Origin of the sequence: Arthrobacter sp. NPDC057388 (genome assembly GCF_042668165.1) — a bacterium.
Taxonomy (GTDB): domain Bacteria; phylum Actinomycetota; class Actinomycetes; order Actinomycetales; family Micrococcaceae; genus Arthrobacter.
This window is the reverse complement of record NZ_JBHVBL010000002.1, coordinates 1-24,618: the sequence shown is the minus strand read 5'-3', so window position 1 is coordinate 24,618 and position 24,618 is coordinate 1. Positions and strand designations below refer to the sequence as shown.

General features: G+C 66.5%; 24 protein-coding genes. 16 read left to right on the top strand and 8 right to left on the bottom strand.

Annotated elements, in window-relative coordinates; translation table 11 throughout:
• Positions 1–20: 20 nt before the first annotated feature.
• Positions 21–2,300: a phytase gene (locus tag ACFUTU_RS01180; protein ID WP_377959948.1), complete on the bottom strand. Its 2,280-nt coding sequence runs from the start codon at positions 2,298–2,300 to the stop codon at positions 21–23.
• A gap of 343 nt (positions 2,301–2,643) precedes the next feature.
• Here ACFUTU_RS01180 and ACFUTU_RS01175 point away from each other — a divergent pair, with 343 nt between their 5' ends.
• The gene (locus ACFUTU_RS01175; RefSeq protein ID WP_377959947.1) at positions 2,644–3,117 is read left to right on the top strand and encodes a DUF4383 domain-containing protein; all 474 of its coding nucleotides are present in this window, start codon (positions 2,644–2,646) and stop codon (positions 3,115–3,117) included.
• Between the two features lie 83 nt (positions 3,118–3,200).
• On the opposite strand, the gene ACFUTU_RS01170 is transcribed toward ACFUTU_RS01175, so the two are convergent.
• Positions 3,201–4,037, bottom strand: coding sequence for an oxidoreductase (locus ACFUTU_RS01170; protein WP_377959946.1), 837 nt, complete (start codon positions 4,035–4,037; stop codon positions 3,201–3,203).
• Positions 4,038–4,152: 115 nt separating this feature from the next.
• Here ACFUTU_RS01170 and ACFUTU_RS01165 point away from each other — a divergent pair, with 115 nt between their 5' ends.
• Positions 4,153–4,821 carry a TetR/AcrR family transcriptional regulator gene (locus ACFUTU_RS01165; RefSeq protein ID WP_377959945.1) on the top strand — a complete coding sequence of 223 codons (669 nt, stop codon included), beginning with the start codon at positions 4,153–4,155 and terminating at the stop codon, positions 4,819–4,821.
• 103 nt (positions 4,822–4,924) lie between these two features.
• Here ACFUTU_RS01165 and ACFUTU_RS01160 read toward each other — a convergent pair whose 3' ends face one another.
• A complete protein-coding gene (locus ACFUTU_RS01160; protein ID WP_377959944.1) occupies positions 4,925–5,884 on the bottom strand; it encodes a LysR substrate-binding domain-containing protein in 960 nt (319 codons plus the stop codon).
• 219 nt (positions 5,885–6,103) lie between these two features.
• Here ACFUTU_RS01160 and ACFUTU_RS01155 point away from each other — a divergent pair, with 219 nt between their 5' ends.
• The 3 genes from ACFUTU_RS01155 to ACFUTU_RS01145 all read left to right on the top strand — a co-directional run bounded on the left by ACFUTU_RS01155 (position 6,104) and on the right by ACFUTU_RS01145 (position 10,491).
• Entirely contained in the window at positions 6,104–7,222 is a 1,119-nt protein-coding gene (locus tag ACFUTU_RS01155; protein ID WP_377959943.1) for a PrpF domain-containing protein, read from the top strand.
• A 29-nt stretch (positions 7,223–7,251) separates the two neighbouring features.
• Positions 7,252–8,697 carry an SLC13 family permease gene (locus ACFUTU_RS01150; protein ID WP_377959942.1) on the top strand — a complete coding sequence of 482 codons (1,446 nt, stop codon included), beginning with the start codon at positions 7,252–7,254 and terminating at the stop codon, positions 8,695–8,697.
• Between the two features lie 729 nt (positions 8,698–9,426).
• Complete coding sequence (locus tag ACFUTU_RS01145; RefSeq protein WP_377959941.1) at positions 9,427–10,491, top strand: hypothetical protein; 1,065 nt, start codon at positions 9,427–9,429, stop codon at positions 10,489–10,491.
• Positions 10,492–10,500: 9 nt separating this feature from the next.
• Here ACFUTU_RS01145 and ACFUTU_RS01140 read toward each other — a convergent pair whose 3' ends face one another.
• Complete coding sequence (locus tag ACFUTU_RS01140; protein ID WP_377959940.1) at positions 10,501–10,899, bottom strand: DUF1304 domain-containing protein; 399 nt, start codon at positions 10,897–10,899, stop codon at positions 10,501–10,503.
• A gap of 779 nt (positions 10,900–11,678) precedes the next feature.
• Here ACFUTU_RS01140 and ACFUTU_RS01135 point away from each other — a divergent pair.
• The 4 genes from ACFUTU_RS01135 (at position 11,679) to ACFUTU_RS01120 (ending at position 15,488) form a co-directional block, all read left to right on the top strand.
• A complete protein-coding gene (locus ACFUTU_RS01135; protein ID WP_377959939.1) occupies positions 11,679–12,179 on the top strand; it encodes a helix-turn-helix transcriptional regulator in 501 nt (166 codons plus the stop codon).
• Between the two features lie 59 nt (positions 12,180–12,238).
• Positions 12,239–13,132 (top strand): potassium channel family protein, encoded by an 894-nt coding sequence (locus tag ACFUTU_RS01130; RefSeq protein WP_377959938.1) that lies wholly within the window; start codon positions 12,239–12,241, stop codon positions 13,130–13,132.
• A gap of 179 nt (positions 13,133–13,311) precedes the next feature.
• Complete coding sequence (locus ACFUTU_RS01125) at positions 13,312–14,163, top strand: sugar phosphate isomerase/epimerase family protein (RefSeq protein ID WP_377959937.1); 852 nt, start codon at positions 13,312–13,314, stop codon at positions 14,161–14,163.
• A 350-nt stretch (positions 14,164–14,513) separates the two neighbouring features.
• The gene (locus ACFUTU_RS01120) at positions 14,514–15,488 is read left to right on the top strand and encodes an SAM-dependent methyltransferase (RefSeq protein WP_377959936.1); all 975 of its coding nucleotides are present in this window, start codon (positions 14,514–14,516) and stop codon (positions 15,486–15,488) included.
• A gap of 28 nt (positions 15,489–15,516) precedes the next feature.
• On the opposite strand, the gene ACFUTU_RS01115 is transcribed toward ACFUTU_RS01120, so the two are convergent.
• Entirely contained in the window at positions 15,517–16,044 is a 528-nt protein-coding gene (locus ACFUTU_RS01115; RefSeq protein ID WP_377959935.1) for a flavodoxin domain-containing protein, read from the bottom strand.
• Between the two features lie 188 nt (positions 16,045–16,232).
• On the opposite strand from ACFUTU_RS01115, the gene ACFUTU_RS01110 reads away from it, so the two are divergent.
• Entirely contained in the window at positions 16,233–17,294 is a 1,062-nt protein-coding gene (locus ACFUTU_RS01110) for a glycerophosphodiester phosphodiesterase family protein (protein ID WP_377959934.1), read from the top strand.
• Between the two features lie 122 nt (positions 17,295–17,416).
• On the opposite strand, the gene ACFUTU_RS01105 is transcribed toward ACFUTU_RS01110, so the two are convergent.
• Positions 17,417–18,004 (bottom strand): GNAT family N-acetyltransferase, encoded by a 588-nt coding sequence (locus ACFUTU_RS01105; protein ID WP_377959933.1) that lies wholly within the window; start codon positions 18,002–18,004, stop codon positions 17,417–17,419.
• Between the two features lie 151 nt (positions 18,005–18,155).
• On the opposite strand from ACFUTU_RS01105, the gene ACFUTU_RS01100 reads away from it, so the two are divergent.
• Both ACFUTU_RS01100 and ACFUTU_RS01095 read left to right on the top strand, forming a co-directional pair.
• Positions 18,156–18,578 carry a DUF3592 domain-containing protein gene (locus ACFUTU_RS01100; RefSeq protein WP_377960093.1) on the top strand — a complete coding sequence of 141 codons (423 nt, stop codon included), beginning with the start codon at positions 18,156–18,158 and terminating at the stop codon, positions 18,576–18,578.
• A 52-nt stretch (positions 18,579–18,630) separates the two neighbouring features.
• Positions 18,631–19,302: a hypothetical protein gene (locus ACFUTU_RS01095; protein WP_377959932.1), complete on the top strand. Its 672-nt coding sequence runs from the start codon at positions 18,631–18,633 to the stop codon at positions 19,300–19,302.
• Positions 19,303–19,329: 27 nt separating this feature from the next.
• On the opposite strand, the gene ACFUTU_RS01090 is transcribed toward ACFUTU_RS01095, so the two are convergent.
• A complete protein-coding gene (locus ACFUTU_RS01090; RefSeq protein ID WP_377959931.1) occupies positions 19,330–19,689 on the bottom strand; it encodes a LuxR family transcriptional regulator in 360 nt (119 codons plus the stop codon).
• Positions 19,690–19,884: 195 nt separating this feature from the next.
• On the opposite strand from ACFUTU_RS01090, the gene ACFUTU_RS01085 reads away from it, so the two are divergent.
• The 4 genes from ACFUTU_RS01085 to ACFUTU_RS01070 all read left to right on the top strand — a co-directional run bounded on the left by ACFUTU_RS01085 (position 19,885) and on the right by ACFUTU_RS01070 (position 22,973).
• A complete protein-coding gene (locus tag ACFUTU_RS01085) occupies positions 19,885–20,640 on the top strand; it encodes a hypothetical protein (RefSeq protein ID WP_377959930.1) in 756 nt (251 codons plus the stop codon).
• A 101-nt stretch (positions 20,641–20,741) separates the two neighbouring features.
• Positions 20,742–21,290, top strand: a complete 549-nt coding sequence (locus ACFUTU_RS01080) for an RNA polymerase sigma factor (RefSeq protein ID WP_377959929.1) — start codon at positions 20,742–20,744, stop codon at positions 21,288–21,290.
• Positions 21,287–22,123 (top strand): hypothetical protein, encoded by an 837-nt coding sequence (locus tag ACFUTU_RS01075; RefSeq protein WP_377959928.1) that lies wholly within the window; start codon positions 21,287–21,289, stop codon positions 22,121–22,123. Before ACFUTU_RS01080 ends, ACFUTU_RS01075 begins: the two co-directional genes overlap by 4 nt.
• A 172-nt stretch (positions 22,124–22,295) precedes the next feature.
• Positions 22,296–22,973: a haloacid dehalogenase type II gene (locus ACFUTU_RS01070; RefSeq protein ID WP_377959927.1), complete on the top strand. Its 678-nt coding sequence runs from the start codon at positions 22,296–22,298 to the stop codon at positions 22,971–22,973.
• Between the two features lie 119 nt (positions 22,974–23,092).
• Here ACFUTU_RS01070 and ACFUTU_RS01065 read toward each other — a convergent pair whose 3' ends face one another.
• A complete protein-coding gene (locus tag ACFUTU_RS01065) occupies positions 23,093–24,538 on the bottom strand; it encodes an MFS transporter (protein WP_377959926.1) in 1,446 nt (481 codons plus the stop codon).
• Between the last annotated feature and the right edge of the window lie 80 nt (positions 24,539–24,618).

Genomic DNA, 24,618 nt, shown 5'->3' with positions numbered 1-24,618 from the left:
ACCTGCGAGCGCGAGACGGGTTACGGCGTCTTCGGCCGAAGCCCAACCAGCCAGCCGGCCCACTCGCGGGCGGAGCTGAAGGTCCACCTCTTCGTACCGCTTGATCCCGCGGCCGCCTGGATGCCGTCGGCAAGCTCGAAGCGGCGTGCACCGGCCTCAACGGCCTGCGCCATCCCGGCCGGCGACGTGAGGGTGACGGAGCTGGAGTTGACGCTCATGCAGCCGACGAGCATCGCGTTCGCGGTGGTGGTCGTGACCGCTGGGACGGTGCCGGACGAGGCTGCCGCGCCCGACGCAGACGTGGCGGCGGTGTCCAGCCCTGAGGCGCCGGAGTACCTCGCGATGCCGCCGCCGCTCGTCGTCGAGGTTGTCGTCCAGGCATAGCTCGCCGGTTCTGACGCCGTGGCCACCTTGTAATAGCCGTAGACTTTCGGGTTTGCGATGGTGGTCACCGCCGCCAGCCGTGTCCAGCCCGCCGGGGCGCCCGTTGTGCCGATGGTGCCGCCGTTGAGGGCGACGCAGCTGACGAGCAGGTCGCCCTGGACCACATTGGCCGGCTTGGGGATCGTGAGCGTGGTGCCCGCCGTCGTGTTCGTGGCTTGGCTCACCGACTCCCGGACGATGGTGCTGCCCGTACCGCCGGTGCTGACGGTCCAGGTCCGCGTTGCTGCTGTCAGGTCGGTATTGCCGGCCGCGTCGGTGGCCCAGACGGAGAATGTGTGGGATCCGGCCGCCAGCCCGGTGTAGCTCTGGGGTGAGGTGCAGGCGGTGCGCGCCGCGCCGTCCAGGCTGCACCGAAAGGTCGAATTGGCTTCAGTAGAGGTGAATGAGAACGAGGCGCTGGTCGCCGTCGTCGTCGCAGGAGGTCCCGAGGTGATGGTCGTGTCCGGCGGCGTGGTGTCCCCGCCCGGAGGCGGCGTGTTCACGGTCCAGGTATAGCTGGCGGGGGTCTGGTCAACGCCATTCTGGTCGGAGGCGCGAACCTGGAAGGTGTGCGAGCCGGCGGCCAGTTCCGTGTACGACGCCGGACTGGTGCAGCTGACGAATGCAGCCGAGTCGAGCGAGCACGCGAAGGTCGCGCTGGCGGAGGTCGAGGTGAAGGTGAACTGGGCCGACGTCGAGGTCGTCGGATTGGCCGGCTGGCTCGTGATCGTAGTGTCGGGCGGCGCGGGGGTGACCGGCCCGGCCCCGATCTTACGCGGGTCATAGGCCGGATCGACGAGCAAAGCCGGCGCGTAAGCGGCAGCGATGGACTGCCACGGCACCGCCTTGAAATTTTGCCTCCCGGTGTCATTGGCATGGTCCTGCGTGACGAAGAAGCCCTGCGGGAAGGGCCCGCCGACACCGAAGTTGGTCACATCTATCCCGTCCATGCCGGTGACCGCGTCGATTCCGTTCGCAGCCGGGATGTTGAAAGCTCCCAGCGGCCGGTTATCGTCGCGGGTATAGACGTGGAACCGGTTGGAGCCCTGGCTTGCGGCCAGCAGGTAACCGGCGCCGCCGCTGCCGTAGTAGATGCTGATCCCCTTGATGTCCTGGACGATGTCGCCGCCAACCTCGGTGGTGGTGACGACCTTCGTCCCGACGGTCGAATCCCCGGGTTCGGCGCCGTAGCGCCAGATTCCGCCGATGTCCTCCTGCGCAACGTAGAACCGCTTCATCTCGTCGTCGGCCACCAGGCCCTCAGTGTGGGCCGGGCCGCTTACTGTCCAGCTCCGTACGAGCCGGCCGGTCACCGATCCGGTGGAGCCGTCGAGTTCCCACTGTTCGACCTTGCCGATGTCGGTGACGTAAGCGAAGTATTTGCCGGTGTCCGGGGAGTGGTAGAAGGAGAACCCGCGGGGCGTGGCGATGTTGGCAGTGGGCGCGAAGCTGCCGACCTTCGTCAGCGAACGGTCCGACTCGTTGACCTTGTAGAAGTCCAGGCTGCGGACGCGGTTCGAGGCACCGACCAGGCCGACGCGGCTGCTGCCAAGGGGGAAGTTGTAGCGGACATCAACATTGTTCATCCGGCCGTCGGGGTAGTAGAACAATTCCCGTCCGGACAGGTCGTAGACCACAAGGCCGCGCCCGTCGGTGCTCTTGTCCGTGCCGATGATGGTGCTTAGCGAGGGGTCGGTGGGGTGGATCCAGATGGCCGGATCGTCCGCGGCATCCCCGGTTCCGTGAATCGGGGCAGTCTCCACGGTTGCGCTTACCGGCACTACCGCATTCGCCACCGGAGCGGTGAGCCCCACGAGCAGTGCAGCAAGCAGTCCGGCCGCTGTCAGCACGGCAGCAAGCTTCGATTTAAGTGACACGTGTGGCCCCCAATTCTTGATGCCGCATTACGGCGGCGAGGATGTGCGCGAAAGTCGCGTGGGGTGCAGACGGACGCGAATGCACCTGGCGGAGAACAAAGCACCGCCACTGTTCAAGGAGCGCGATGACCGCGGGGCCACCGGGAGATAAAGGATTCTTCCAAGCCCCCTTGGAAAAACCTTGCAGCAGCTCCGCGGCGCACCCCAAGGATGGGGGTGAGGGAAACCTGCCCACACGCGGTTTTCAGGAGTAGGCTGTGGACGTCGGCAGGTTTCCTGCGACTCCTGCCGCGAGGCCGGCTCTCCATCTGAAGAGCCGGTACCCAGCGTGAAAGGGAGACTAATGACTACCGCTTCACACCCCACCCACCACCACGCTATGGGGTTGTCCCTTCACAACACCGCCATGGCTCTGGGTGCGGTTTTCCTGCTGGTTGGCGTCCTGGGGTTCATCCCGGGTATCACCACCAACTACGGCGCCATGAGCTTTGCCGGGCATGACTCCGGCGCCATGCTGCTCGGAGTGTTCCAGGTGTCGGTGCTGCACAACATCGTCCACCTGCTGTTCGGTGTGGCGGGCATTGCAATGGCCCGCTCGGACCGGATGGCCCGGAACTTCCTGCTAGGCGGCGGCATCGTGTATGTGCTGCTGTGGATCTACGGCCTGGTCATCGACATGGAAGGGGCAGCAAACTTTGTCCCGTTCAACACTGCCGATAACTGGCTGCACCTGATCCTCGGCGTCGCCATGATCGGCCTGGGCCTGTGGCTCGGCCGGGACGTGATGGATAGGACGACGAGGCGAAGCGTTCCATAGCGCCAAATCACGGTTAGTAAAACCAACGACGGCGGCCGTCCCCAAGGCAGGAAACCTGCCCATGGGGGCGGCCTCCGTTCTTATCAGGCAGGTACGCCGGCAAAGCGCTTGATGACGGAGTCGAAAGCGCGGTCGGGCAGGACCCGGCTTAGCCAGATCAAGGGGGCTGCCCCCATGCCCACGCTGTAGCGGGTGCGGGGCTTGTTGACGGTGGCCGCCTTCGTGATGGCGCGGCTCACCACCTCGGGTGCCGACGCGAGCCGGTAGCCCGGCTCTGAGCTTGCGGCGAGCGTCTTGGTCATGGCTTCGGCCTGCGTGCGGTAGGCGCCGTGTCCGGAGGTGGCGCGCAGCTTGTCAGCGGCGATGGCACCCCACTCGGTGCGGATCCCGCCCGGTTCGATGACGACGACGTCGATGCCGAACTGCTCGACCTCCAGCCGCATGGCGTCGCTGAGGCCTTCGACAGCGTACTTGCTGGCGTGGTACCAGGAGCCGAGCGGGGTCGCGAAGCGGCCGCCCATCGAGCTGATGTTGATGATCCTGCCGCTCCGCTGGGTCCGCATGTGCGGCAGCACCAACTGCGTCAGCCGCGCCAGGCCGAGCACGTTGACGTCGAGCTGGGCCTGCGCCTCTTCGAGCGGGACTTCCTCCAGGGAGCCGTAGGAGCCGTAGCCGGCGTTGTTCACGAGGACATCGATGCGCCCCTCGTCCGCGATGATGCGTTCGACGGCGGCGCTCGCCGGCCCTGCGTCCGTCACGTCGAGCGCGAGCGTCCTGATCCCCGCCCGCTCAAGGTCGGCCATCCGGTCCGTCCGCCGCGCCGCGGCGTATACCGTGAAGCCGGCGTCCTTGAGCTGGCGGGCGGCCGCCTCGCCGATGCCCGAGGAGCCGCCGGTTACCAGTGCAACCTTCTTGTCCATGTCTTTTCCTGTTCTCGTGTTCTCGTTTCGGTCCGACACATAAGGGACCACTGGTCTCTAATGTAAAAGACCGGCGGTCTACAGTCAAGAGACCTCTGGTCTGTAAAATGGTCTCGTGAGTACTTTTCAGCGCGCCCGAAGCGAGGACCAGCGGGAGGTCAGGCGGCAGGCCATCCTGCAGACAGCGGCGGAGATGCTGGCCGACATGCCGGTTTCCGCCATCAGCCTCAACGAGCTCAGCCGCCGCGTCGGGCTGGCGAAATCGAACGTGCTGCGCTATTTCGACTCACGCGAGGCGGTGCTGCTGGACCTGCTCATCCAGCTCGCGCACGATTTTTTCACCCAGCTTGCGGAGCAGCTGCCGGGCGCCGTCGATGCGGACGACTCGGTCCGGGCCAGGGCCGGAGGCGTCGCCGCGGCACTGGCCGAAGCGATCGCGGCACACCCGATGCTGTGCGAATTGCTCAGCGTCCAGGCGGGCGTCCTCGAGCACAACGTCTCCGCAGCGACGGTCGCGAAGTACAAGCGGGACGGTTATGTCAGCCTGGCCGGTTTCACCGCTGCGCTCCGGCGGGTCCTCCCCGAACTCAGCGAGGACCTTGCAGCAGAAGCCACGAGAACCATCACGCTGTTCGCCGGCGCGCTGTGGACTCACACCCACCCGCCCCAGGCGGTCCAGGACGCGTACACCGCCGACCCGTCCCTCGTGTTTCTGCCGGCCGGCTTCGCCGCATCCCTGGAGCGGACGATTCATATAGTTCTCATGGGGCTGCTGGCGGATTAACCAACAACCCCGAACGTCCACGAGGTGGAGTTTTTGTACACGTATCGCGAGTTAAGGGCCCTTTAGAGGCGATTATCTGTACAAAAACTCCGCCCCATCCGGGCTACAGATAGTCTCCGGCGTGTTCGCGCGCGATTTCGAGCAGGGTGGAGTGGAACGCCACCTCGGCCGGGGCGTAGACCTTGTCCTGGCGCTGCGCCAGGAGTACCCGCCGCAAGGGTGCGGCGTCGCCGAGGCTGACCACCCTGACGTCCGGGTGCTGCAGGGCGACGGCGGTCTTCGGCACCATGGCCACGCCCATGCCGACGCTGACCATCGCTTGGGCTTCCTGGTAGTCGTTGGCCAGGAACCCGATCGTCGGTTCGAATCCGGCCTCATGTGCGGAGCGCTGCAGCACCTCCACCACCGGATGGGCCTCGGCCCGCACGATCCACGACTCCTTGCGGAGTTCCTCCATCCGGATCTCGTCGCGGTCAGCCAGCGGATGCCCGCGGGACACCAGAAGGACAGTACTTTCCTGGAAGACTTCCGTGATCCGGATTGAATCGTCCTGGAAGCGGTTCCAGGGGTAGTCCCAGAGCAGGCACAGCCCGGTCACGCCGGACAACAGATCCGAAACGAGCTCGTCGAAACGTGCACTCCGCAGGGACAACCCAATGGCCGGATACCTCTTTTTGAAGGCACGGATGACCAGCGGCATAAACGATCCGGCAAGGGTCGGGAACGTCCCGACGGTCAGCGAACCCCGCTTGAGTCCGGCAATCTGGTCCAGGTCCGACTGCGCCGCCCGCATCTGTCCGACAATTTTGCGGGCGTGACCCGCCAGCACCTGGCCGGCCTCCGTCGGGACGACGCCTCGGGAGCGCCGGTTGAGAAGGGGCTGGCCGACTTCCTGCTCGAGCTTCCGCAGCTGCTGGGAAACGGCCGACGGCGTGTACAGCATCAGCTCGGCGGCAGCCGTGATCGATCCCTGCTCGACCACCTCCACGAGCAGGGCCAGCCGCCGGATATCAAATAAATCCGCAGCAGCATCCTTAAGCAGTTCTTCAGCCTTCTCCGTCATTGGTTCATTCTATGCAGTTATGCCTCTGAACGCGCGGGCAAGCGTGCGACTTGGCATGGCCCTATCCGCTTCGACAGCACCTCTGGGCCTTTCACCGCAATGAATGAAGAATCGCTACATGGTGCCTCACAAATCCGACATTGTCTTCATTTGTGATCTGGCTCAATCTCAATACAGGCCCCGAACACATCGCGGCAGTCGAGAAGCAAGGAACGGATCATGAAGATCGAAGCGGAGTGGATGCGCGGAGGCACCAGCAAGTGCTGGGTCTTCGAAACCGGGCAGCTGGGCGGGACGGGCACCAGCCCGGACGTGCTTCTTCCCCGGCTGTTCGGCAGCCCGGACCACCGGCAGATCGACGGCGTTGGCGGGGCGACGTCCACCACCAGCAAGGCGATGATCCTTCACCGCCCCGACGGCGACGACGTCGACGTCGAGTTCACCTTCGCCCAGGTGGGCATCGAAGAGGCCGCGGTGGACTGGGGCAGCAACTGCGGCAACTGCTCTGCGGTGGTGGGCCTGTACGCCATCGAAAAGGGCTGGGTGGAACCCAGCGGTGACGTGACCAAGATCGTCACCCGCAACACCAACACCGGCCAGATCATCATCCAGCGGGTGTCCACACCGTCCGGTGCACTGCCCATCGTCCCGGAAGCCCACATGCCGGGCGTTCCGTTCCCCGGATACCGGGTGGGCCTGGGCTTCCAGGACCCCGCCGGCAAAAGCACCGGCAAACTGCTTCCCACCGGATCGGCCACGGACACCATCACCGCCGGCGGAACCCGCTGGACCGTCTCCATGGTCGACGCCGGAGCACCCGTGGTCATTCTCCGCGCCGAAGACCTCGGCCTCGACCCGGAGCGCTACGACACCTGGTTCGCCGGGGTGGAGCTGCAACTGGAGACCCTCGAACACATCCGCCGGCAGGCAGCAGTGCGCATGGGACTCGCCGCAACCACAGCCGAGGCGGCCCGCGCCATCCCCAAGGTCGCGATTGCGGCGGCACCGGCGCAGGCCGATACCGCAAGCGACGTCAGCGTCATGATGCTCTCGATGGGCAAGCCCCACCCGGCCCTCGCCATCACCGGCAGCATCGCATTGACCCTCGCCGCCCGCACTCCGGGCACCGTGCTCAACGAGATCACCGGCAACACCGTCCAGCCCACCCTGCGGCTGCGCACACCGGCCGGGGTCATCGAAACCTGGAGCGAGGAACAGTCCGGATCGCTGCTCGTCGGCGTCGACCGGACCGCCCGCACCCTGGCGACCACCACCATCCACCTCCCCGAGGCCCTCGGCAGCGCCGTCGAAGCCTCCCTCGCAAGCGCCATCAACTGACCAGCGCCACTCAATGAGGAGACAGCACCATGACTAAAACCGCAGAACGTACTGCACCCCTGGATACCGAGACCCGCGACGAACTCTCCCAGCGCCCGAACCGCCGCCGCCGTATAGTGCTGATGACGGTAGTCGCCACCGCTATTCTGGGTCTGGCCGCCCTCCTGTTCGGGGGTGTCTTGTTCAGCCCCGCGGCCGCCTCGGAATCGGAGCCGACCATGACCGCCACGCAGATCATCCCGCTCGTCATCCTCGTGGTGATGTTCGTCGTCGCCACCAAATGGCCGCTGAACATCGGTGTCATGGGGCTGGTTGCATCATTCGGCGTCGGCTACTTCATGCTCGGCATGACCGACAAGGAAATCCTCGCGGACTTCCCGGCCAGCATCGTCCTGACGATCATCGGCGTCACCTACTTCTTCAGCATGGCCCAGCGCAACGGGTCCATCGACATCATCGTCCAGACCTGCGTCCGCCTGGTCCGGGGCAAGACAATGCTGCTCCCCTGGGTCTTCTTCCTCATGGCCGCCGCGCTGACCGCACTGGGCACCTTCTCCCCCGCCGCCGTCGCACTCCTCGCCCCGGCAGCACTCGGACTTGCCTACGAATCCCGCATCCACCCGGTCCTCATGGGCGCCTTCGTCATCAACGGCGCCCACGCCGGCGGCTTCTCCCCGCTCTCCGTCGCCGGCGTGCTGGTGCACGACATCTCGGTGAAAAACGGCTTCCCCATCGAGCAGGGCGCGCTGTTCACGGCAAGCTTCGCCCTCAACTTCATCCTGTCGGCCCTGACCATCGTGCTGTTCGCCCTCCTCGGCAAGCTGCGCGACAAGCACGCCAACGAGTTCACCGGCCTGGACACGCCCCGCGCCGGACGCCCGCAGGGCCAGCAGATCTTCACGCTCGCACTGATCGGCGTGATCCTGGTGTGCACGCTCGGCTTCCACATGCCCATCGGGTTCGTCGCCCTCTCCGCCGGCCTCCTCCTGGCCTTCATCAACATCAAGGAACACAAGACCTTCATCGGCGGCATCTCCTGGTCCACCGTCCTGCTGGTGGCCGGCATGATCACCTACGTCTCCCTGCTCCAGCACGTCGGCGTCATCGACACCCTCGCCGAGCAGGCCCTTGCCCTGGGCGCACCGCTCCTGATCGCACTGGTCCTCTGCTACGTCATCGGCGTCGGCTCCGCCTTCGCTTCCTCCACGGCACTGCTGACCGCGTTCATCCCGATGGCCGGCCCGCTGCTGGCAACGAGCTCCCTCAGCGCCTCCGGCACCGTCGCGGCACTGGCCATCGCCGCGACCGTCGTCGACGTCTCCCCCTTCTCCACGGACGGCGCCCTCGTGGTGGCCAACGCCCGGGACAACGACCGCCAGCGCGTCTACAAGCAGCTGATGATGTACGCCGGCGGCGTGGTCCTCGCAGCTCCCGCCCTGGCCTGGGCCCTGCTGGTACCCACCGGGATCATGTGATTCACCGCCAACAGAACGAACAAGGGTTGCTGCCAGCCGGTGACCACCGGCCGGCAGGCTGCCGGATCCGCATCCGGCAGGCGGGCGGGACCGCTACCCTGCACTCCATCGCAACAGGTAGCCCGAAAGCCGGGCGCAGGAACGGCCCCGTACGCACCTAAAAGGCAGGGCGGCTTAACAGCCGCCCTGCCTTTTGGCTTTCGCGGAGACCATGCCCCGGCAAACGCCGCGGTAAGTCACGGTGGCGAGTGCCGCCGTCGTGCGCTTTTGAAGCACGACGGCGGGTGGCCGGCCCAGTGCCTGGCGGGCCCCATTGCCCGGCCCCGTTATTGTCCCTGGGCCCGGTACGAGGGCGTCTTCTTGGACGCTTCGTCAATCTCTTCCGGCGTCAGGAGCGGCTTGAGCCGCACATATACGTTGCCGACGAGTTGATCATCAGCGCAAGGGCTGCCGCGCTGGCCGCGTCCGGGACATCGAAGACGCCGGTCCCCCAAACGGGGCCGTGGGCACAGCGTAGGCCTTCATCACTGCACTGACAACGGCCCGCGGAAAGCTGCGTGGAAGGACGTTCGCTGCCTCACATCAGCGCGAACGTACAGTTGTGGCCCTCGGGAAGCGCTTCCCAGGGGCCCTAGTGTACGTTCGCGCTCTGTGGTGCGGTCCCCTTGTGGGCCCGCCGGAGCAGCAGTAGCATCCCCTCAGTTGTTGGAACCGTGGAGGTGGGCAACGATGCTCGAGACTGCGCACAGCACCAGCACTGACAGCCGCCGCGACCTGATTACAGAGCTCCTGGGCCTGTGGCTGGTGCTGGCCGTCTTCCTCGACGGCTGGGCGCACATCAACCTGCCCGGCCTCGAGACGTTCTTCACCCCGTGGCACGCCGCCCTCTACTCCGGCATGCTGGCCACGGCGGCGTGGACCGCCGTCGTGATCTGGCGCAACCGCAAGCCCGGGCAGCCGCTGCTGCAGGCAGTTCCGCCGGGCTACCGCGGCACCGCCGCGGGCGTGATCCTGTTCGGCACCGCCGGCGGCCTGGACCTGCTGTGGCACGAGCTCCTCGGCATCGAGGTTTCGCTGGACGCGCTGGTCAGCCCCACCCACCTGCTCCTTGGTTTCAGCCAGTTCCTCATCCTGGGCACCGCCGTCCGGAGCGCCCGCGCCGCCGGCAAGCCGGCCGGACTGCAGCATCCCGGGAACGCCGGCCTGACCCCGGCGGCGATCTTCGCCGTCGTCCTCATGACCGGGCTGGGGGCGTTCTTCCTGGTGTACTGCTCGGCGTTCGTACGGCCCGGGCCGACGGCCGTGTTCGTGCCGTCGCCGGTGGGCACCCCCGGCCGCATCCAGGCGGAGCTGCCCGTGGTGATCACCCTGGCGAGCTACTTCCTGACCACCGCGCTGATCATCGCGCCGTTCCTCTTCACGCTGTCCACGGCCCGGCGCCCGGTCCGCGGCATCGTCACCCTGCTGGTGGTGGCGGCGGCCTGGCTGCCCGTGGTGATGGTGGGCCTGCACGCCTATTCGATTTCCGGCGCCGCGGGTGCGACCGTTGCCGCCGTCGTCGCCGACCTGCTGCTGACCCAGCTCCCGGACTCCTGGCCGGGGAGGGGGCTGCCCGCCGTCACCGCCGGGATCGCGGCGCTCATCTGGACTGGACAGCTGGTGGCGTTCGCCGTGACGGATGCGATCCGCTGGCCCGTCTCGCTGTGGCTGGGCGCCGTGGTGCTGAGCGCCGCGGTGGCCGCCGGGCTGGCGCTGCTCAGTTCCTGGAGTTCGTGGGCGCCCGAGCGGCACTAGACCTTCCGGTCAGAACGCCAGGGCGACCAGTGCGAGCAGGGCCGGCACCGTCGAGGCGAGGGTCCCCGGCACGCTGTCCCCCTTTTTCGGGTAGTGCCCCAGCCAGTCGGCCAGTCCCATGGTGGCGCCGCTGAGCACCATGTTCGCGCAGCAGTAGATGACCAGCGTGTGGGCCACCACGGGGTATCCCATGTTCGCGGCCACCACCCCCGCGACCGCGCCGAGGCCAATGAGGAGGTTCCGGAACCCGGTGGGGATGGCCCACATCATCACGGCAGGCACGTTCTGCGCCGGGGTGCTCAGGAATTTCTGCACCGCCGGGTAGCGCATGAGGAAGCTCTCCAGCGGGAACACCAGAATGTAGATCAGCGCAGCCAGCAGCGCGAAAACCTGCGCCACGGCGTTCATCGCCGGTTCCTGTTGCGTGAGTGGCCCATGGTGCTCGGCTCCGGTGAGTAGAAGAAAGGGTGCTTGGTGCCCCTGATCGAACAGTACGACGGCGGCCCGCGGGCACCCATCCCCGGCGCCGGGGCTTGGGCTGCTTTGCGGTATCCCCTTCCGAGGGGATTGCCGCGGACGGCAGCGGACGGATACTGGACGTATGTGGGAGGAACGCGCGGAGCGTGTCCGGCGTGAGATTGCGGCGCTGGCGGCGAGCGGTTTGGGTGTGGCCGAGCTGCATGCCTCGGCGCAGGCCGCCGTGCAGCAAGTAGTGCCGTTCGAGCAGGCCTGCTGGGCCGGCGTCGACCCCGGAACCATGGCCATGACCTCGGTGACCAACTGGCACGACTGGCCGGTGCCGGAGGAGTACGCGCTGCGCTTCGCCGAATCCGAATACACGGGCTCTGAGCCAAACACCTTCACCCAGCTGGTGCTCCGTCCGCGCCCGGTGGCCCGGATCTCCGACGCTGCGCACCGCGACGTGGTCCGCAGCGTCCGCCTGAACGACCTCCTGCGCCCGCAGGGCCTGGAGCACGAACTGCGGGCGGCCTTCCGCGTGGACGAGGCCTGCTGGGGAGTCGGCAGCCTGTTCCGCGGGCAGGGCCAGGACTTCACGGACCGCGAGGTGGAGTTCCTCGGAGCGCTCACGGCGACCCTGGCCGCGGCCAGCCGGATTGCCGTCCGGGCGGAGCGGGGCCGGGCACTCCGGGCGCTCCGGTGGTGCAGGGCAGCGCTCCGGTGGTGCGGTGCAGCGGACGGCCGAGGGTCCGGTGATCGTGCTGGTGGGTCCGCGCGGCGAGCTGCGTGCCGGCACGTCAGCGGCGGCCTCCTGGCTGGCCGAGCTCGAGGACGCGGCACCCGGCCGGTTCAGCATGGTCCTGTACGGCGTGGTGGCAGGGGCCCGGGCGGCACCCTCCGGCACCGCGCGCGGGAGGATGCGCGACGCCAGCAACAACTGGGTGGTGCTCCAGGCCAGCCGCCTCATCACCGGGGACGATCCCGGGCAGATGGTGGTCAAGGTGGAGCCGGTCACCACCCACGACCTCGTCAGCCTGCTGCTCGCCGCATACGGCGCCACCTCCCGAGAGCGCGACGTGTGCCTGGAGGTCATCGCCGGAGCGACGACAGCGGAGATGGCCAGCCGCCTGTTCATCTCCCCCTACACGGTGCACGACCACCTGAAAGCCCTCTTCGAGAAGGTCGGCGTGGGCAGCCGCGGTGAACTCGTGGCGAAGCTGCTGGCCTGAGGCGTTCCGGCAGAGGTGTTCCCAGAGCCCCGCGGAGTGCCGGGATCCTATGATGGGGCATGGACTTCTGGGACGTCGTGTGGACCGTGGCGGGGGCCGGGCTGATTCTGCTGATGTTCGTCGATGTCTTCCACACACTGCTCTATCCGCACGGCTCCGGTCCGGTGTGCAGGACCATCATGCACGCCTGCTGGAGCCTCTCCCGCCTCACCAGGGGAGGTGCCTCCTCCATCGCGGCCCCTGTGGCCATGGCTGCCGTCATCTTCGCCTGGGCCGGCATGGCCATCCTGGGCTGGGCGCTGTTGTACCTTCCTCACCTGCCCGAGGGTTTCATCTACGGTGACGGGGTCCCGCGGCAGGCGGATTTCCTCGAGGCGGTCTACGTCTCCATGGTGACCCTGTCCACTGTCGGATTCGGGGAAGTCGTGGCGGGCTACCCCCTGCTGAGGCTGATCTCGGCCGCCCAGGCCGTCACGGGCTTCGGCCTGCTGACGGCCACGGTGTCCTGGATCCTGCAGATGTACCCAGCCCTGAACCGCCGCCGTGCCCTTGCCCACCAACTGAACCTTTTCCGGGAAGCAGCCACTCCCGGCAATCCGTTCTCAATGGACGCGGGCCACGCCGCCGGGCTGCTCGAATCGCTGGCCGGCAGCGTGGCCGCCGTCAGCATCGATCTGCTTGCCTTCCACGAAACGTACTATTTCCAGGAAGTCGAGCAGAGGGGCTCCCTGCCGGCCACGGTGACCTACGCGCAGGAGCTCGCCTCCGAAGCCAGGGCCAGCGACCACCCCGACCTGCAGTTCGCCGGGCGGATGCTGGAGGCGGCGCTGGAGGATCTCGCCAAGGTCCTCCAAGGCAGATTCGGCCACGCGGGGACGACGTCGTCCGAAGTGTTCGAACACTATTCCAACCACCACAGGCACCGGCGGGACGGCTGGCCCGGGACCCCTTAATTCCGGTCATTGACTCCCCGGATATGTGCTGACAAACTTACAAAGTTCTTGGGTAGCTCGCCGTGCGCTTTTGCCCTTGGGCGGAAATTTACGACGGCGGGCGGGGACACCGGCGTTACGGCGGCACCCGGTCACGCACTCCAGTCATGCACTTCTAAAGGGGAAACATGAAGATTTCAATGAATTCGACAGCGGCGTTCCACGGAACCACCAGCCGCGACATTGCCGTGGCCAAAGCGGCAGGCTATGACGCCGTCGAACTCCAGACGCCCAAGCTGTTCCGCTTCCTCGACGCGGGCTACACCGGGCATGACCTGCTGCCGCTGCTGGACGGCTTCCCGGTCTCCGGCGTCGGCGCCATCCAGGAAGCCCCGGACGAGGAATTCAAGCGCGACGCCGTCCGACTCTCCGGGGTGGCCGGCATTGTGGGTGCCCCGTTCGTGCAGATGTGCACCGGACCCGTCGACGTGCGGGTGGTCAAGGAGTTCCGCGCCGGGTCCCTCGGCGACGACGACCTCCGCTTCCGCGGCGCCCTGGGCATGGCAGACAAGGATGCCCTCGCCGATACCGCCCGCCGGGTCGCCCTGGCCGCGGACATCGCCGCCGACCACGGCGTCAGCCTGTACCTGGAGCCGCTGGCCTGGTCCCCCATCAACCGTGTGAGCCAGGCGCTGCAGATCTTTGAAACCATCGACCGGCCCAACGCGAAGCTGTGCGTGGACTTCTGGCATTTCTGGGCCTCCGGCGACACCCCCGAGGACATCGCCGCCCTCCCTTCGGACCTGATCGCCGCCGTCCACGTGTGCGACGGCCTGCACGTCCCGCCGGGCGAAGTTCCCGACCAGTCCATCTCCCGGAACGTCTGGACCGGCGCGGGCAACATCCCGCTGCAGGAGTGGATCGACGCGTGCAAGGCCACCGGCTACGAGGGCTGGTACTGCCCGGAGATCTTCTGCGACAAGGTTGCCGAGCTCGAGGACACCCTGGTGGCCTTCACGCTGCGCAACACCGTCCAGATGCTCCTGGCCTGACGGTTCCACGTCTCCAGAATTGCCGTGTGAGCAGACGGATACAAGAACGAAACCTTGGAGCGACGCGCTGAAACATGCCATGGCTACGCTAATTCCTACCTGAGAGAGGGTCACCCACAGGTCAACTGAAAGGAAACAGCTGCCGTGCTTTGGAACACCTTGAACCTGTTTTTCACTTCGTCGCTGGCAAACGGAAATTCATCATTTGGTGAGACCGGGCCGGCCAGTGAATTCCCCCAGGGCAAACTCACTTCCGCACCCTGGGAAGGCTGGTGGGACAGCCCCACACAGGCGTGACGGGCGTGGAGTAAGCTCGCCGAAAACGGTCCGGCGCATCGGGAGGGCACAGCGTGGCAGAGCCAGGCGGCAGTACAGAACTCAAGGACGAGGGGCTGCCGCTGACCGCGCTGGCCGTGGCGGCGGGCCGGGCCGTCGAGGCGTCCCGGCCCGACCCGCTCGTGGCCGATCCCTACGCATCCGCCCTGGTGGTGGCCGCCCGCTCGCACCTGGACCTGCCGACAGTTTGGCCTGCTCAACCGGCCGAGGCAGCTCCCCTGCAGCAGCCGCTCCTGCTGGCCTCCATCTACATCGGAATGCGGACCAGGTTCATCGACGACTTCCTGCAGTCCGGCTCCCCCACCCTGCAGACAGTAGTTCTGGGCGCCGGGCTCGACACCCGGGCGTTCCGGCTGGCATGGCCTGCCGGCGCCAGGGTCTTCGAGCTGGACAGCGCCAACGTGCTGGAATTCAAGGCCCATGTTTTGAGCCGGCTGTCCGCGGAGCCTGGCTGCGAAGTGATTCCTTTGGGCGCGGATCTGTCACTGCCTTGGCGGGAGCCGCTGCTCGCCACTGGCTTCGACCCCGGACAGCCGACGACATGGGTCCTCGAAGGCGTGCTGCCGTACCTCGATGCCGCCGCCCAGCATGCGGCGCTGGGCGAAATAGCCGCGTTGTCGTCGTCGGGATCCCGGGCGGTGATTGAGCGCGCCGTACCGATTCCCAAGACCGACGACATGGACACCAAGCTGCGTGAGTTCAGCGAAAAAACCGGCCTCCCCATGAGCCAGCTGCTGGCACGGGCAGATCCGCCGGACCCCGTGGAACTGCTCGAAGCGGCCGGCTGGCGGTGCAACGCCAGCTCCGTGGAGGACCTGTGTTCGAAGTACGGCAGGGTGCTGTCGCTGGACCCAGCCACTGACGCTGGAGTCGGCGCGCCCGAAGCAGAGCAGCCCCAAGCAGAGCAGGCCGGACCGGAGACCCGGGGCCAGGACACCCACGGGCAAGACCAGTCCCGCGGCGGCTTTGTCACCGCCTGGCTGCCGTAAGCCACCCCGGCCCGAACAGGGCACTGCCTCAGGACGGTGATGCCGACGGTTTTGCGAGTTCGGCTGCCACCTGATCCGTCCAGGCGTCGATTGCCGACCAGTCGCGCAGGTCTCCGAACTGGCCGCCGGTGAGCCGGAACAGCGCCCGGAGCGGAGCCGATAACTGGCTCGCCTCGTAAACGCCGGAGAAGACGGCGTGGCCGCGAAGCGGGACGTTCTGGAACTGCGTTTGTTCCAGGCGTTGTTTCTGCAGCTCGGCGCCGCGCCCGCGGAACAGCTTCGGCAGACCGTCGGACATCCCCACGCTGAAGGCCCAGACCGGACGGCTGGCCAAATCGGGGCCATGCCGGGTGAGGAACTCCAAGGCCGGCGGCAGCCACGCCTGGTTGTGGATGGCACTGCCGACCACAACGGCCCCGTAGCCGGAGACGGAACCGACCTCCTCCACGGACCGGCACTCGATCCCGTCCAGAGTATCCGCCATGCGTGCGGCCATGTGCTGGGCTATTTCGCGGGTGGAACCCAGCGCGCTTGAGTAGGCAACAAGAACAGTCATGGTGGAGCCTCCTGCCTTTCCTCCCACCATTTTGCTGGAACAGGCGCCGGATGGAACCTGCCAAACGTCCCCTCTATGCCGTTAACCTCACCGCCACCTGCCCGCAGACAGCAGGCCACCTGGCCTCCCTAGGGTGAACGGGTCGGCGGCTCAGCGCCGACCACCGACTTCCGGGAGGAACCCCAACAATGCGTAAAGTCCTGACCGCTGCGGCCGCCGTCGCGCTCTTAACCGCCATGGCGAGCCCCGCCGTCGCCGCACCTGCCGCGGAGGCCGGCACGCCGTCGTCGAACGCTGCGGGCACCGCAACGTCAGCTGTAAAGACCAACGAGAGCAACGGCTCCTTCGACCTGCAGTCGCACCGCGGCGGCCGCGGCGAGTGGACCGAGGAGTCACTGGCGGCGTTCGCCAACTCGCTGAAGCTGGGCGTGAGCACGCTGGAGCTGGACACGCACCTGACCGAGGACGGCAAGGTCATCGTCTGGCACGACGACACGATCCAGGCCAACAAGTGCACCGACACCGCCCCCGCTACGCCCAACGACCCCGAGTTCCCATACGTCGGCGACCGCGTGGCGGACCTGTCGCTGGCCCAGGTCAAGACCCTGAACTGCGGCTACACCCAGCTGGCCGGCTACCCGGAGCAGCAGGTCATCGAGGGCAACCGCATCGCCGAGCTCAAGGACGTCTTCGCGCTGGTGAACGAGTACGGCGCCAAGAAGGTCCGCTTCAACGTGGAGACCAAGGTGGAGGACGGCCAGGCCGGCGGCGAAGGTTCTGTGGCGCTGACCAAGGCCGTGGTCACCGAGATCTACATGGCTGGCATGTCCGGCCGGACCACCGTGCAGTCGTTCGACTGGTCCACCCTGAACTACACGAAGAAGATCGCCCCGCAGCTGCCGCTCGTGGCACTCTCCAGCGGCGACGCCTGGCTGCAGGTGGGCAAGCCCGGCGCCGCCCCGGAGCTCGGCGGCATCGACATCGACGACTACGACGGCTCCCTGGCCAAGGCGGCCAAAGCACTCGGCTACGACGTCATCTCCCCCACGTACCGCTCGGTCACGCCGCAGATGATCGCCGAAGCCCACGAATTCGGCCTGCCCGTCATCCCGTGGACCGTGAACACCACCGCGGACATGGCCAACCTGATGGACCTGGGCGTGGACGGCATCATCACCGACTACCCCACCCGCCTGCGCACCCTCATGCAGGAGCGCGGGTCCAAGCTGCCGAAGGCTTACGCACTCTAGCTGTCCAGCCAGAATGTACGACGGCGGGCCGTCCTTTCGGGGGCGGCCGTTCCGTTGGTTCGCCGTTCCGTTGGGCGGCCGTCCCATTGGGCGGCGAGGTCGGGAAGCAGGACAGGGACGGTTCAGGGGCGATCGGCGCCGGCAGGTCCGCCCGTTGAGATCCATGACCCGAGAGGGTGCTCTGCGATGTCCTGTTCTTCGTTTTCCGCGGCGACCACGACGAACCCCCTGGCCTGGTAGTTGGCTAGGGCGGCGGGTCCGTCGAGAGTGCAGGTGTGGACCCAGACACGGGAGACGGGTGGCAGCTCGAACCGCTCCGAAAGTGACCAGGCTGCCTGGATGCCGTGTTCGAGGAGGCATCCGCCGAGGCTGCGGCCGATGGCCCGTTCCGCCAGCCCGAAGTAACGGATTTCCACGTCCGTGCCCTCGCCGGCAGTCACGGGGTGCAGGTGCACGTAGCCGAGTGGAACGCCCTCGCCGTAAAGGATCCAGAACTCACTGCCGGGGACGCTGAGCTCATCGACCCATTGCTGCCGGGACCAGCCGAGCCGGTCGGTCCAGTGCCAGGGACCCCCGACCAGCCCGTAGAGGAACCGCGCGTACTCAGGGGAAACACCGGTCGCGCGGTCCAGCCGGACCTCCTCGGGAAAGGCCCGTGCCTCGTGTGCCGGCGGCGAAAGCATTTCGAGTGTGGTCGTGGTGACTCTCATCGGGTCTTCTGTCTCCTGAAGGATGGGCCGGCTGGGTTCCGTTGGCAACATGGATTGCTGCCACTTATTGTCTTTCACCCGAGCTCTGGCTTGTGACGCTACGCCAAGCTGACATACTGCTTAGTGAGCTTTGGGGGTTCTCTTGAAAATCGTGCTGTACGTCATCTGGGCATTGTTTGTTGCCGGGACCGTCTACTCGTTTATCCACACGATCCGGAAAAACAGACAACACGAACAGCGGACAGCTGATTGGCCCCGCGTTCAGGCCATGGTCACCGGCAGCCGGGCCGGCTGGAGTGGCGGCACCGGCAACATGACCCGCAACCGCCGCTTCTTTCCCACGTACCAGTTCACCGATCTGCACGGTAGGCCGTTCATAGGGAAATCCGATGTCTCGTCTGTCGAGCAGCCAGTGCCGGGATCGCAGGTGGAGATTGCCTACAACCCCGCCAACCCCAGCGAGTCATTCCTCGTCTCAACTCAGACAAGGACGGCGCTGGGTTGCCTGATTCCCTTCTTCGCTGTCTTTGCCGTTGCCCTGTTCTGGTTCATCGGCGTCTTTCCGATGGGCTGACCTGCCCGCTGCCAACCGTCAAGGAATTTTCACGTGACAAGCTGGGGGTCTCATGAATATCGCGGCACTGCGTAAGTCCATTCACCGGCCCATGGCGGGCGCCCGGGGCCGGACCTTGGCCGTAACTGGCGCCCTGATGGCGGTCGGACTGCTGCTCCCATCGTGTGTTGTGACCAGCGGGCCGGCAAAACCCACATCAACTGCCACTTTGGCGCCCGGCGCTTTCTCCACCCTGGACCCGGCCGGCGTTGCGCAGATCGAGGCAAGCAAGGTTGCCCGGCTGGACATGCGTTCCGGGACCTTGGAGAAAACTGCCGTCAAGGTTGGTGCAACGGAGACCTTCGGACCCGAGATCAACACGATCGGTGAGGGCAAGATCGACCTCACGATTGAAGGACCGTCAGGAGAAATCACAGCAAAGACAGACAGGATCCGCTTCCTTGCAGCGGAAACCCGGACGGACTTCAGCCAAGTCACGTACTTCCTCACGGCGGAATCCAGGGAGGAGTTTTACGGGCTCATCCGCGACGGGGTCCAGCGCTACGGCATCGACAGCGAATCCGCCGAACGCTGGATCAGCTCCACGGAGACGGACCCTTCAGGCAAGAGCGGATTTTCCCTCACCTCTGGCCACGCTCCGGGCGTTGAGGTGAACTACGACCTCCGTTACGACGGGTCCAAGGACGTGCAGGTCATCATCGTCCACGTCCTGCCAGCCGCCTGAACCGGCGCCTTCTGACTTCTGTGCCCGCTAGGAGCCTTCATAGGCTCCCGTTCCGCCGTCGGTCTTGCCCACGGTGAAGAGAAACGCGGAGTCCTCCTCGGCTTCGACGCTGTAAAGTCCGTCCGGCACGATTAGGAGGTCCCCGGGCTTTCCCTGCCAGGACGCATCCTCGACCACGAGCCGGATACAACCGTGAAGGACAAACAGGGTGGCCTCGCCTGGATTCAGGTGCTCGCTGTGCTGCACCCCGGCCTTCATGGCGATCACTGTTTGGCGGAGTACCTTCTCGTGCCCGCCAAAAACGGTGTCGGCCGCCCGCCCGCTGGTCGAGGTGACGGCAGCTTCGAGCTGCTGCTTGGCCAAGGCATCGATCGATATCTTCTGCATGGAGTTACGGTACCCAGATGCTCTTCCGGTAAACGGGGCGCAGGCAGACGGCTGACTCGACACCCGATTCGATGCGGCCAGAAAGTTTTTGACCAAACCCGTAACCTTTGTGACCCGATTTTCGATCCACAGAGTGCGGGGGGAAAAACCGCAAAGTTGAACGCAAGTTTTTTCGTCAACGGAAGGTCTCATCTCATGTCTTTGTTCACCCTTACCGGAAACAAGCTGGCGGCAACCGTTCTGGCGGCCGGAGCGTTGGTGGTAGGCGGAACAGGAGTCACCGCCGTCGCTGCTTCGCTGCAGGACAGCCCCACAGTAGCGGAAGCGGAATCGCCGTCGCCCAGCCCCACTGCTACCGAAACTGAATCACCGGAGCCCAACCCGACGGCCACCGAGTCCGAATCTCCGGAGCCGACTCCTACAGAAACGGAAACGGAATCTCCGGAGCCCAGTCCCACAGCGACCGAGTCCGAATCTCCGGAACCGTCTCCTACGGAAACGGAAACCCCGAGCCCGTCGCCCTCTGAGTCTGAGGAACCAGCACCATCGCCCGGCTCCGCCGCCGCGGGACCAGACGCCACTGGCCCGGCCGCCTTCGGGCTCTGCAATGCCTTCAGTCACGGCGGCCTGGGCGCCACATCCACAGCCCGTGCCGCACTCGTCAAGGCCGCCGGCGGTGAAAGCCGGATCGTCTCCTACTGCGCGGACGTCACAGGTGCGCGCGACACGGACGACGACGATGCCGCCGAGACGTCGACTGGCCAGGAAGTGACCGGCCAGCAGGAGACAGAACAGCAGGCGGAGCCGCAACAGCAGGTGGAGCAGGAGCGTCAGGTGCAGCAGGAGCGCCGGGGCGCCGCGCCGGGCCAGCGGAGCGGTCAGGGCCACCCGTCCGGCAACTCGCACAACCACTCCGGCAACTCGCACGCCAAGTCCGGCGGCCGCGGGTAGCCTGTCAGCTGGGGGGACTCCCGGGCCGGGACGAGATATTCGGCCCGGCCCGGGGGCCCGTCCAACCGATGTCTGCGCATGGGCATCTGGCAGGGGGGTGGATGCAAGAGGTCAAGGGTGATCCCACGACGTCCGGTCAGTCCGACGAGGGCGTCTTTTGCGCTGCCTACCGCGAGTTCTCCCCTGCCGTGCTGAGCTATCTCCGCTCGCGCGGCGTGGAAGATCCGGAAGGCACCACGCAGGAGGTCTTCCTCGCCCTGCACCCCCAACTGGCCGGCGTGCGGGGCGGGCTGCCGGGAATCAAGTCACTGGTCTTCTCGATCGCCCACGCACGCTATGTGGACGAGCATCGGCGCCGCAGCAAAGCCCCGGCGACCACAGGCTACGACCCCGATGCAGACCCTCGCTGTGACCCGTCCGCCGAAGACCAGGTCCTGGCAGAAGAGGCCACCGCAAACGTGAAGGAGCTGCTCGGGACGCTGCAACCCGACCAGCAGGAGGTCCTCGCACTGCGGATCGTCGCGGACCTGTCCCTGGAAACCACGGCGGAAATCATGGGCAAATCCCCGGGAGCCATCAAGCAACTCCAGCGTCGAGCCCTGTGCCGGCTCCGAAAACTCCGGAACTCACTAAGAGAGGGCGCGTCATGACCAATGCGGACAAGTGGCAGGAAGAGCGCCGGCTCGACGACGAACGCTGCGTGGACGGGCTGCTCGCCGAGGCGGGCCTTCCCGACGACGCCGAACTGCGGGCTGTGCTGCTGGAGCTTCGGAACCTTCGGGCCGCTGAGGTCCCCGAGCCTTCCGCAGAGCTCGCCGCGCTCCTGGGTAAGCAAGCGACGCCGGACGTGATCCGTCTGGAAGACTGGCCCCGCAAACGCCCGGGGAGGAAGCGCGTCATCTTCACCACGCTCGCTGTAGCAGCCTCGCTCGGGGTCGCCGGCGGGGCAGCGGCCGGAAATGACACCGTGCGCAGCAAGGCCGAGGGAACTATCGACAGCATCGTCAGCTCGTTCTTCCCTCCCCCGCCGGTGAAGCCAGCACCGTCGTCACCATCACCGGCACCCAAGCCTGCGAAGGCACCCGCACCCGCGCCGCCCGCCGTCGTACTTCCCTCCCCTGCCGGAACTGCGCCCGCCCCGGAGCCAACAGCAGAACGTTCCGCAGGCGAAGGGCGGAAGGGCGCGCAGGAGCCTCCGCATGAACGGCAGGCGCAGAATGGCAAGGCAACCGGACGGGACGCCGCAGTTACCGGGATGCCGGCCCAGCCCGGAGCTTCCCCGGCTGCCGAGGTGCCGTCACCTACAAAGGAACGGCCGGCACATGACCCGCCTTCCAACAACCGGCCTGCGAATGGAATTTCTGCGGGCGGCCGGGAGACGCCGGGTATTGGCAATGCCAACGGCAAAACACGGAATGACGTCGGAACCGGCCCTGGTGCCGATCAGCCCAAAGCGCCCCCGGCCAAAGGTAGCGGCCGATAAGCAAGCTGGTTTCGACAGGCTCAACCAGCGTTGTTACCAAAAGTGGCCGCGTGAAGCCGTCCGCAGGCGGCCATTATTGGCAACCCGGCGCGGGCGACCCGTGGGGCCTTCCGCCGGGGCTTTCCGCACGCAAGACTGGGCGTGACCCAACCGCTGCAGAAGGAGCCCTCACGTGCCTCGCCAACACCCGGTCATCGTCTTCGACGTCAACGAGACCCTGTCCGATATGTCCCCGCTGGCCGACCGCTTCGCCGAAACCGGCGCCCCGGCGTCGCTCGCCAAGCTGTGGTTCGCCACTTTGCTCCGCGACGGCTTCGCCCTCACCGCGGCCGGCGACAACAAGGCTTTCGCGGAGATCGGAGCCGAGGCACTGCGCGGGTTGCTCGTTGATTTCAACCTGAACATGGAGCCAGACGCCGCCGTGGAGCACATCATGCAGGGCATGGCTGGCCTGGGCCTCCATCCGGACGTGCCCGACGGGGTGTCCGCTCTGAAGACTGCCGGGTACCGGCTCGTGACGCTGACCAACGGCTCAGTCAACGTTGCGGAGAAACTCTTCACTGCTGCCGGTATCCGGGACAGCTTCGACCGCCTGCTCTCGGTCGAGGACGGGCCCGCCTGGAAGCCTGCCCGCGCGGCTTACGACCATGCCGCGACGGCCTGCGGCACCGATCCGGAACACATGCTCCTGGCGGCGGTCCATCCCTGGGATATCCATGGCGCCGCACGGGCCGGGCTTGTCACCGCATGGATTAACCGCTCGGGGGCCGCCTACCCGGGCTACTTCACCAAGCCCGATTACACCATTACGTCGCTTGGGCAGCTTCCGGGCGCGCTGGTCAAGCGGTAGCCGGTTTCGGCCCAGGCGCCACCGGTCAAGCGCCGAGTTGCCAGAAAAGTAGCTGGCAGTTGCCGTCGCTTTGAGGGTTCAAAACGACGACAACTGCCAGTCAGTTGGGTAAGGCAGTTTTAGACGCGCGCCCTCCGTGCTTCGGCGTCCCGGCGGTTCAGCTCAACGTGGCTGCGCTTGGGCAGGCCTTCGGAACCGGGCACGCCCGGAAGCTCCTCGCCGCGGAGGCTGGCCTGCGCGGTTTCGCGCATGCACAAGACACTCACCAGTCCGATCAGGCCGGCAAGCGCCATGTACCATCCCGGCACCAACTGGTTGCCTGTTGACTCAATCAGCTGGTTGGCCACGGTCTGCGAGGGGCCCGCAAAAAACGCCGTGGAGAAGTTGTAGGCGATCGCAAAGCCGGTGTAGCGGACAGCCGTGGGGAACAGTGCCGGCAAAGTCGAGGACACCGAGGCCACGAGGATCACCAGCAGCAAGCCCAGCACGGCCAGGCCCAGGAACTGCAGGACCAGGTTCTGCATGCCCAGCAGCAGCACCGCAGGCACGGACAGGAGCATGTAGCCGGCCGCAGCCACGAGCAGCAGCGGCTTGCGCCCCACCCGGTCCGACAGGGCGCCCACCGGAGGAATGGCCACCAGCATCAGGGCCATGATGGCCACCAGCATCCAGTTGCCCTGTGCCGTGCTGTGCCCCAGCTGGCCGCTCAAATACGTCGGCATGTAACCCAGGATCAGGTAGAACGCCACGTTCAGCAGCACCACGAAACCGGCCAGGACCAGCAGCTGCCGCCAGTTGTTCCGCAGGACGTGCCGCAGCGGGGACTTAATGGTCTCCTTGTGCTGTGAAGCCTCGGAGAACACCGGCGCCTCCACCAGCCGGGTCCGAATCCACAGCGCGGTCAGGCCCAGCGGGATGGTCAGCAGGAACGGCAGCCGCCACCAGCCAGCTTCCATCCCGCTGTCACCCACGATCGCGATCAGCGTGGTGCACAGGATGGCAGCCAGCATGAACCCGACAGTGGTGCCGAACTCCAGGAAGGAGCCCAGGAAGCCGCGGCGCCGGTCCGGGGAGGACTCCGCCATGTAGACCGCCGCGCCGCCGTACTCGCCGCCGGCGGAGAAGCCCTGGACCAGGCGGCACACCAGCAGCAGCACCGGAGCCAGCAGGCCAACCGTATCCAGCGTCGGCAGCAGGCCGATCGCACCGGTGGCCAGCGTCATCAGCGTCACGGTGAGCACCATGACCTTCTGCCTCCCCACCCGGTCACCCAGCGGTCCCAGGATCAGTCCGCCCAGCGGCCGCACCAGGAAGGACAGCGCCAAGGTGGCCAGGGTCAGCGTGACCCCCAGGCCGCCGTCGCCCTCCTTCGATCCGAAGAAGTTGGTGGCCATGTAGATGGTCAGGTAGCCGTACACGCCGTAGTCGAACCATTCGACGGCGTTGCCCAGGGCGGACCCGAGGATGGAACGGTGCAGGCTGCGCTTGCCCTCCGCGGTGCGTGGTTCGGCGCCCGGAGCCGCGTCCGGCTGCCTGTCATGCACGGGCTGGGGACTGGTCATCATTGGTTCGTCCTTCAGTGAAGTGGTTGTCATTGCGTGCCGCCTGTTGTCTGGCCTGGTAGGCGGCCGCGCCGGAATTGGCG

Bases quoted from the DNA above. Each gene is read 5' to 3' on its own strand.
- ACFUTU_RS01085 (WP_377959930.1), top strand. From the start codon at position 19,885: ATGTCTTTGTTCACCCTTACCGGAAACAAGCTGGCGGCAACCGTTCTG.
- ACFUTU_RS01150 (WP_377959942.1), top strand. From the start codon at position 7,252: ATGACTAAAACCGCAGAACGTACTGCACCCCTGGATACCGAGACCCGC.
- ACFUTU_RS01110 (WP_377959934.1), top strand. From the start codon at position 16,233: ATGCGTAAAGTCCTGACCGCTGCGGCCGCCGTCGCGCTCTTAACCGCC.
- ACFUTU_RS01095 (WP_377959932.1), top strand. From the start codon at position 18,631: ATGAATATCGCGGCACTGCGTAAGTCCATTCACCGGCCCATGGCGGGC.
- ACFUTU_RS01170 (WP_377959946.1), bottom strand. From the start codon at position 4,037: ATGGACAAGAAGGTTGCACTGGTAACCGGCGGCTCCTCGGGCATCGGC.
- ACFUTU_RS01145 (WP_377959941.1), top strand. From the start codon at position 9,427: ATGCTCGAGACTGCGCACAGCACCAGCACTGACAGCCGCCGCGACCTG.
- ACFUTU_RS01065 (WP_377959926.1), bottom strand. From the start codon at position 24,538: ATGATGACCAGTCCCCAGCCCGTGCATGACAGGCAGCCGGACGCGGCT.
- ACFUTU_RS01090 (WP_377959931.1), bottom strand. From the start codon at position 19,689: ATGCAGAAGATATCGATCGATGCCTTGGCCAAGCAGCAGCTCGAAGCT.
- ACFUTU_RS01115 (WP_377959935.1), bottom strand. From the start codon at position 16,044: ATGACTGTTCTTGTTGCCTACTCAAGCGCGCTGGGTTCCACCCGCGAA.
- ACFUTU_RS01080 (WP_377959929.1), top strand. From the start codon at position 20,742: ATGCAAGAGGTCAAGGGTGATCCCACGACGTCCGGTCAGTCCGACGAG.
- ACFUTU_RS01155 (WP_377959943.1), top strand. From the start codon at position 6,104: ATGAAGATCGAAGCGGAGTGGATGCGCGGAGGCACCAGCAAGTGCTGG.
- ACFUTU_RS01125 (WP_377959937.1), top strand. From the start codon at position 13,312: ATGAATTCGACAGCGGCGTTCCACGGAACCACCAGCCGCGACATTGCC.
- ACFUTU_RS01140 (WP_377959940.1), bottom strand. From the start codon at position 10,899: ATGAACGCCGTGGCGCAGGTTTTCGCGCTGCTGGCTGCGCTGATCTAC.
- ACFUTU_RS01130 (WP_377959938.1), top strand. From the start codon at position 12,239: ATGGACTTCTGGGACGTCGTGTGGACCGTGGCGGGGGCCGGGCTGATT.
- ACFUTU_RS01105 (WP_377959933.1), bottom strand. From the start codon at position 18,004: ATGAGAGTCACCACGACCACACTCGAAATGCTTTCGCCGCCGGCACAC.
- ACFUTU_RS01075 (WP_377959928.1), top strand. From the start codon at position 21,287: ATGACCAATGCGGACAAGTGGCAGGAAGAGCGCCGGCTCGACGACGAA.
- ACFUTU_RS01160 (WP_377959944.1), bottom strand. From the start codon at position 5,884: ATGACGGAGAAGGCTGAAGAACTGCTTAAGGATGCTGCTGCGGATTTA.
- ACFUTU_RS01175 (WP_377959947.1), top strand. From the start codon at position 2,644: ATGACTACCGCTTCACACCCCACCCACCACCACGCTATGGGGTTGTCC.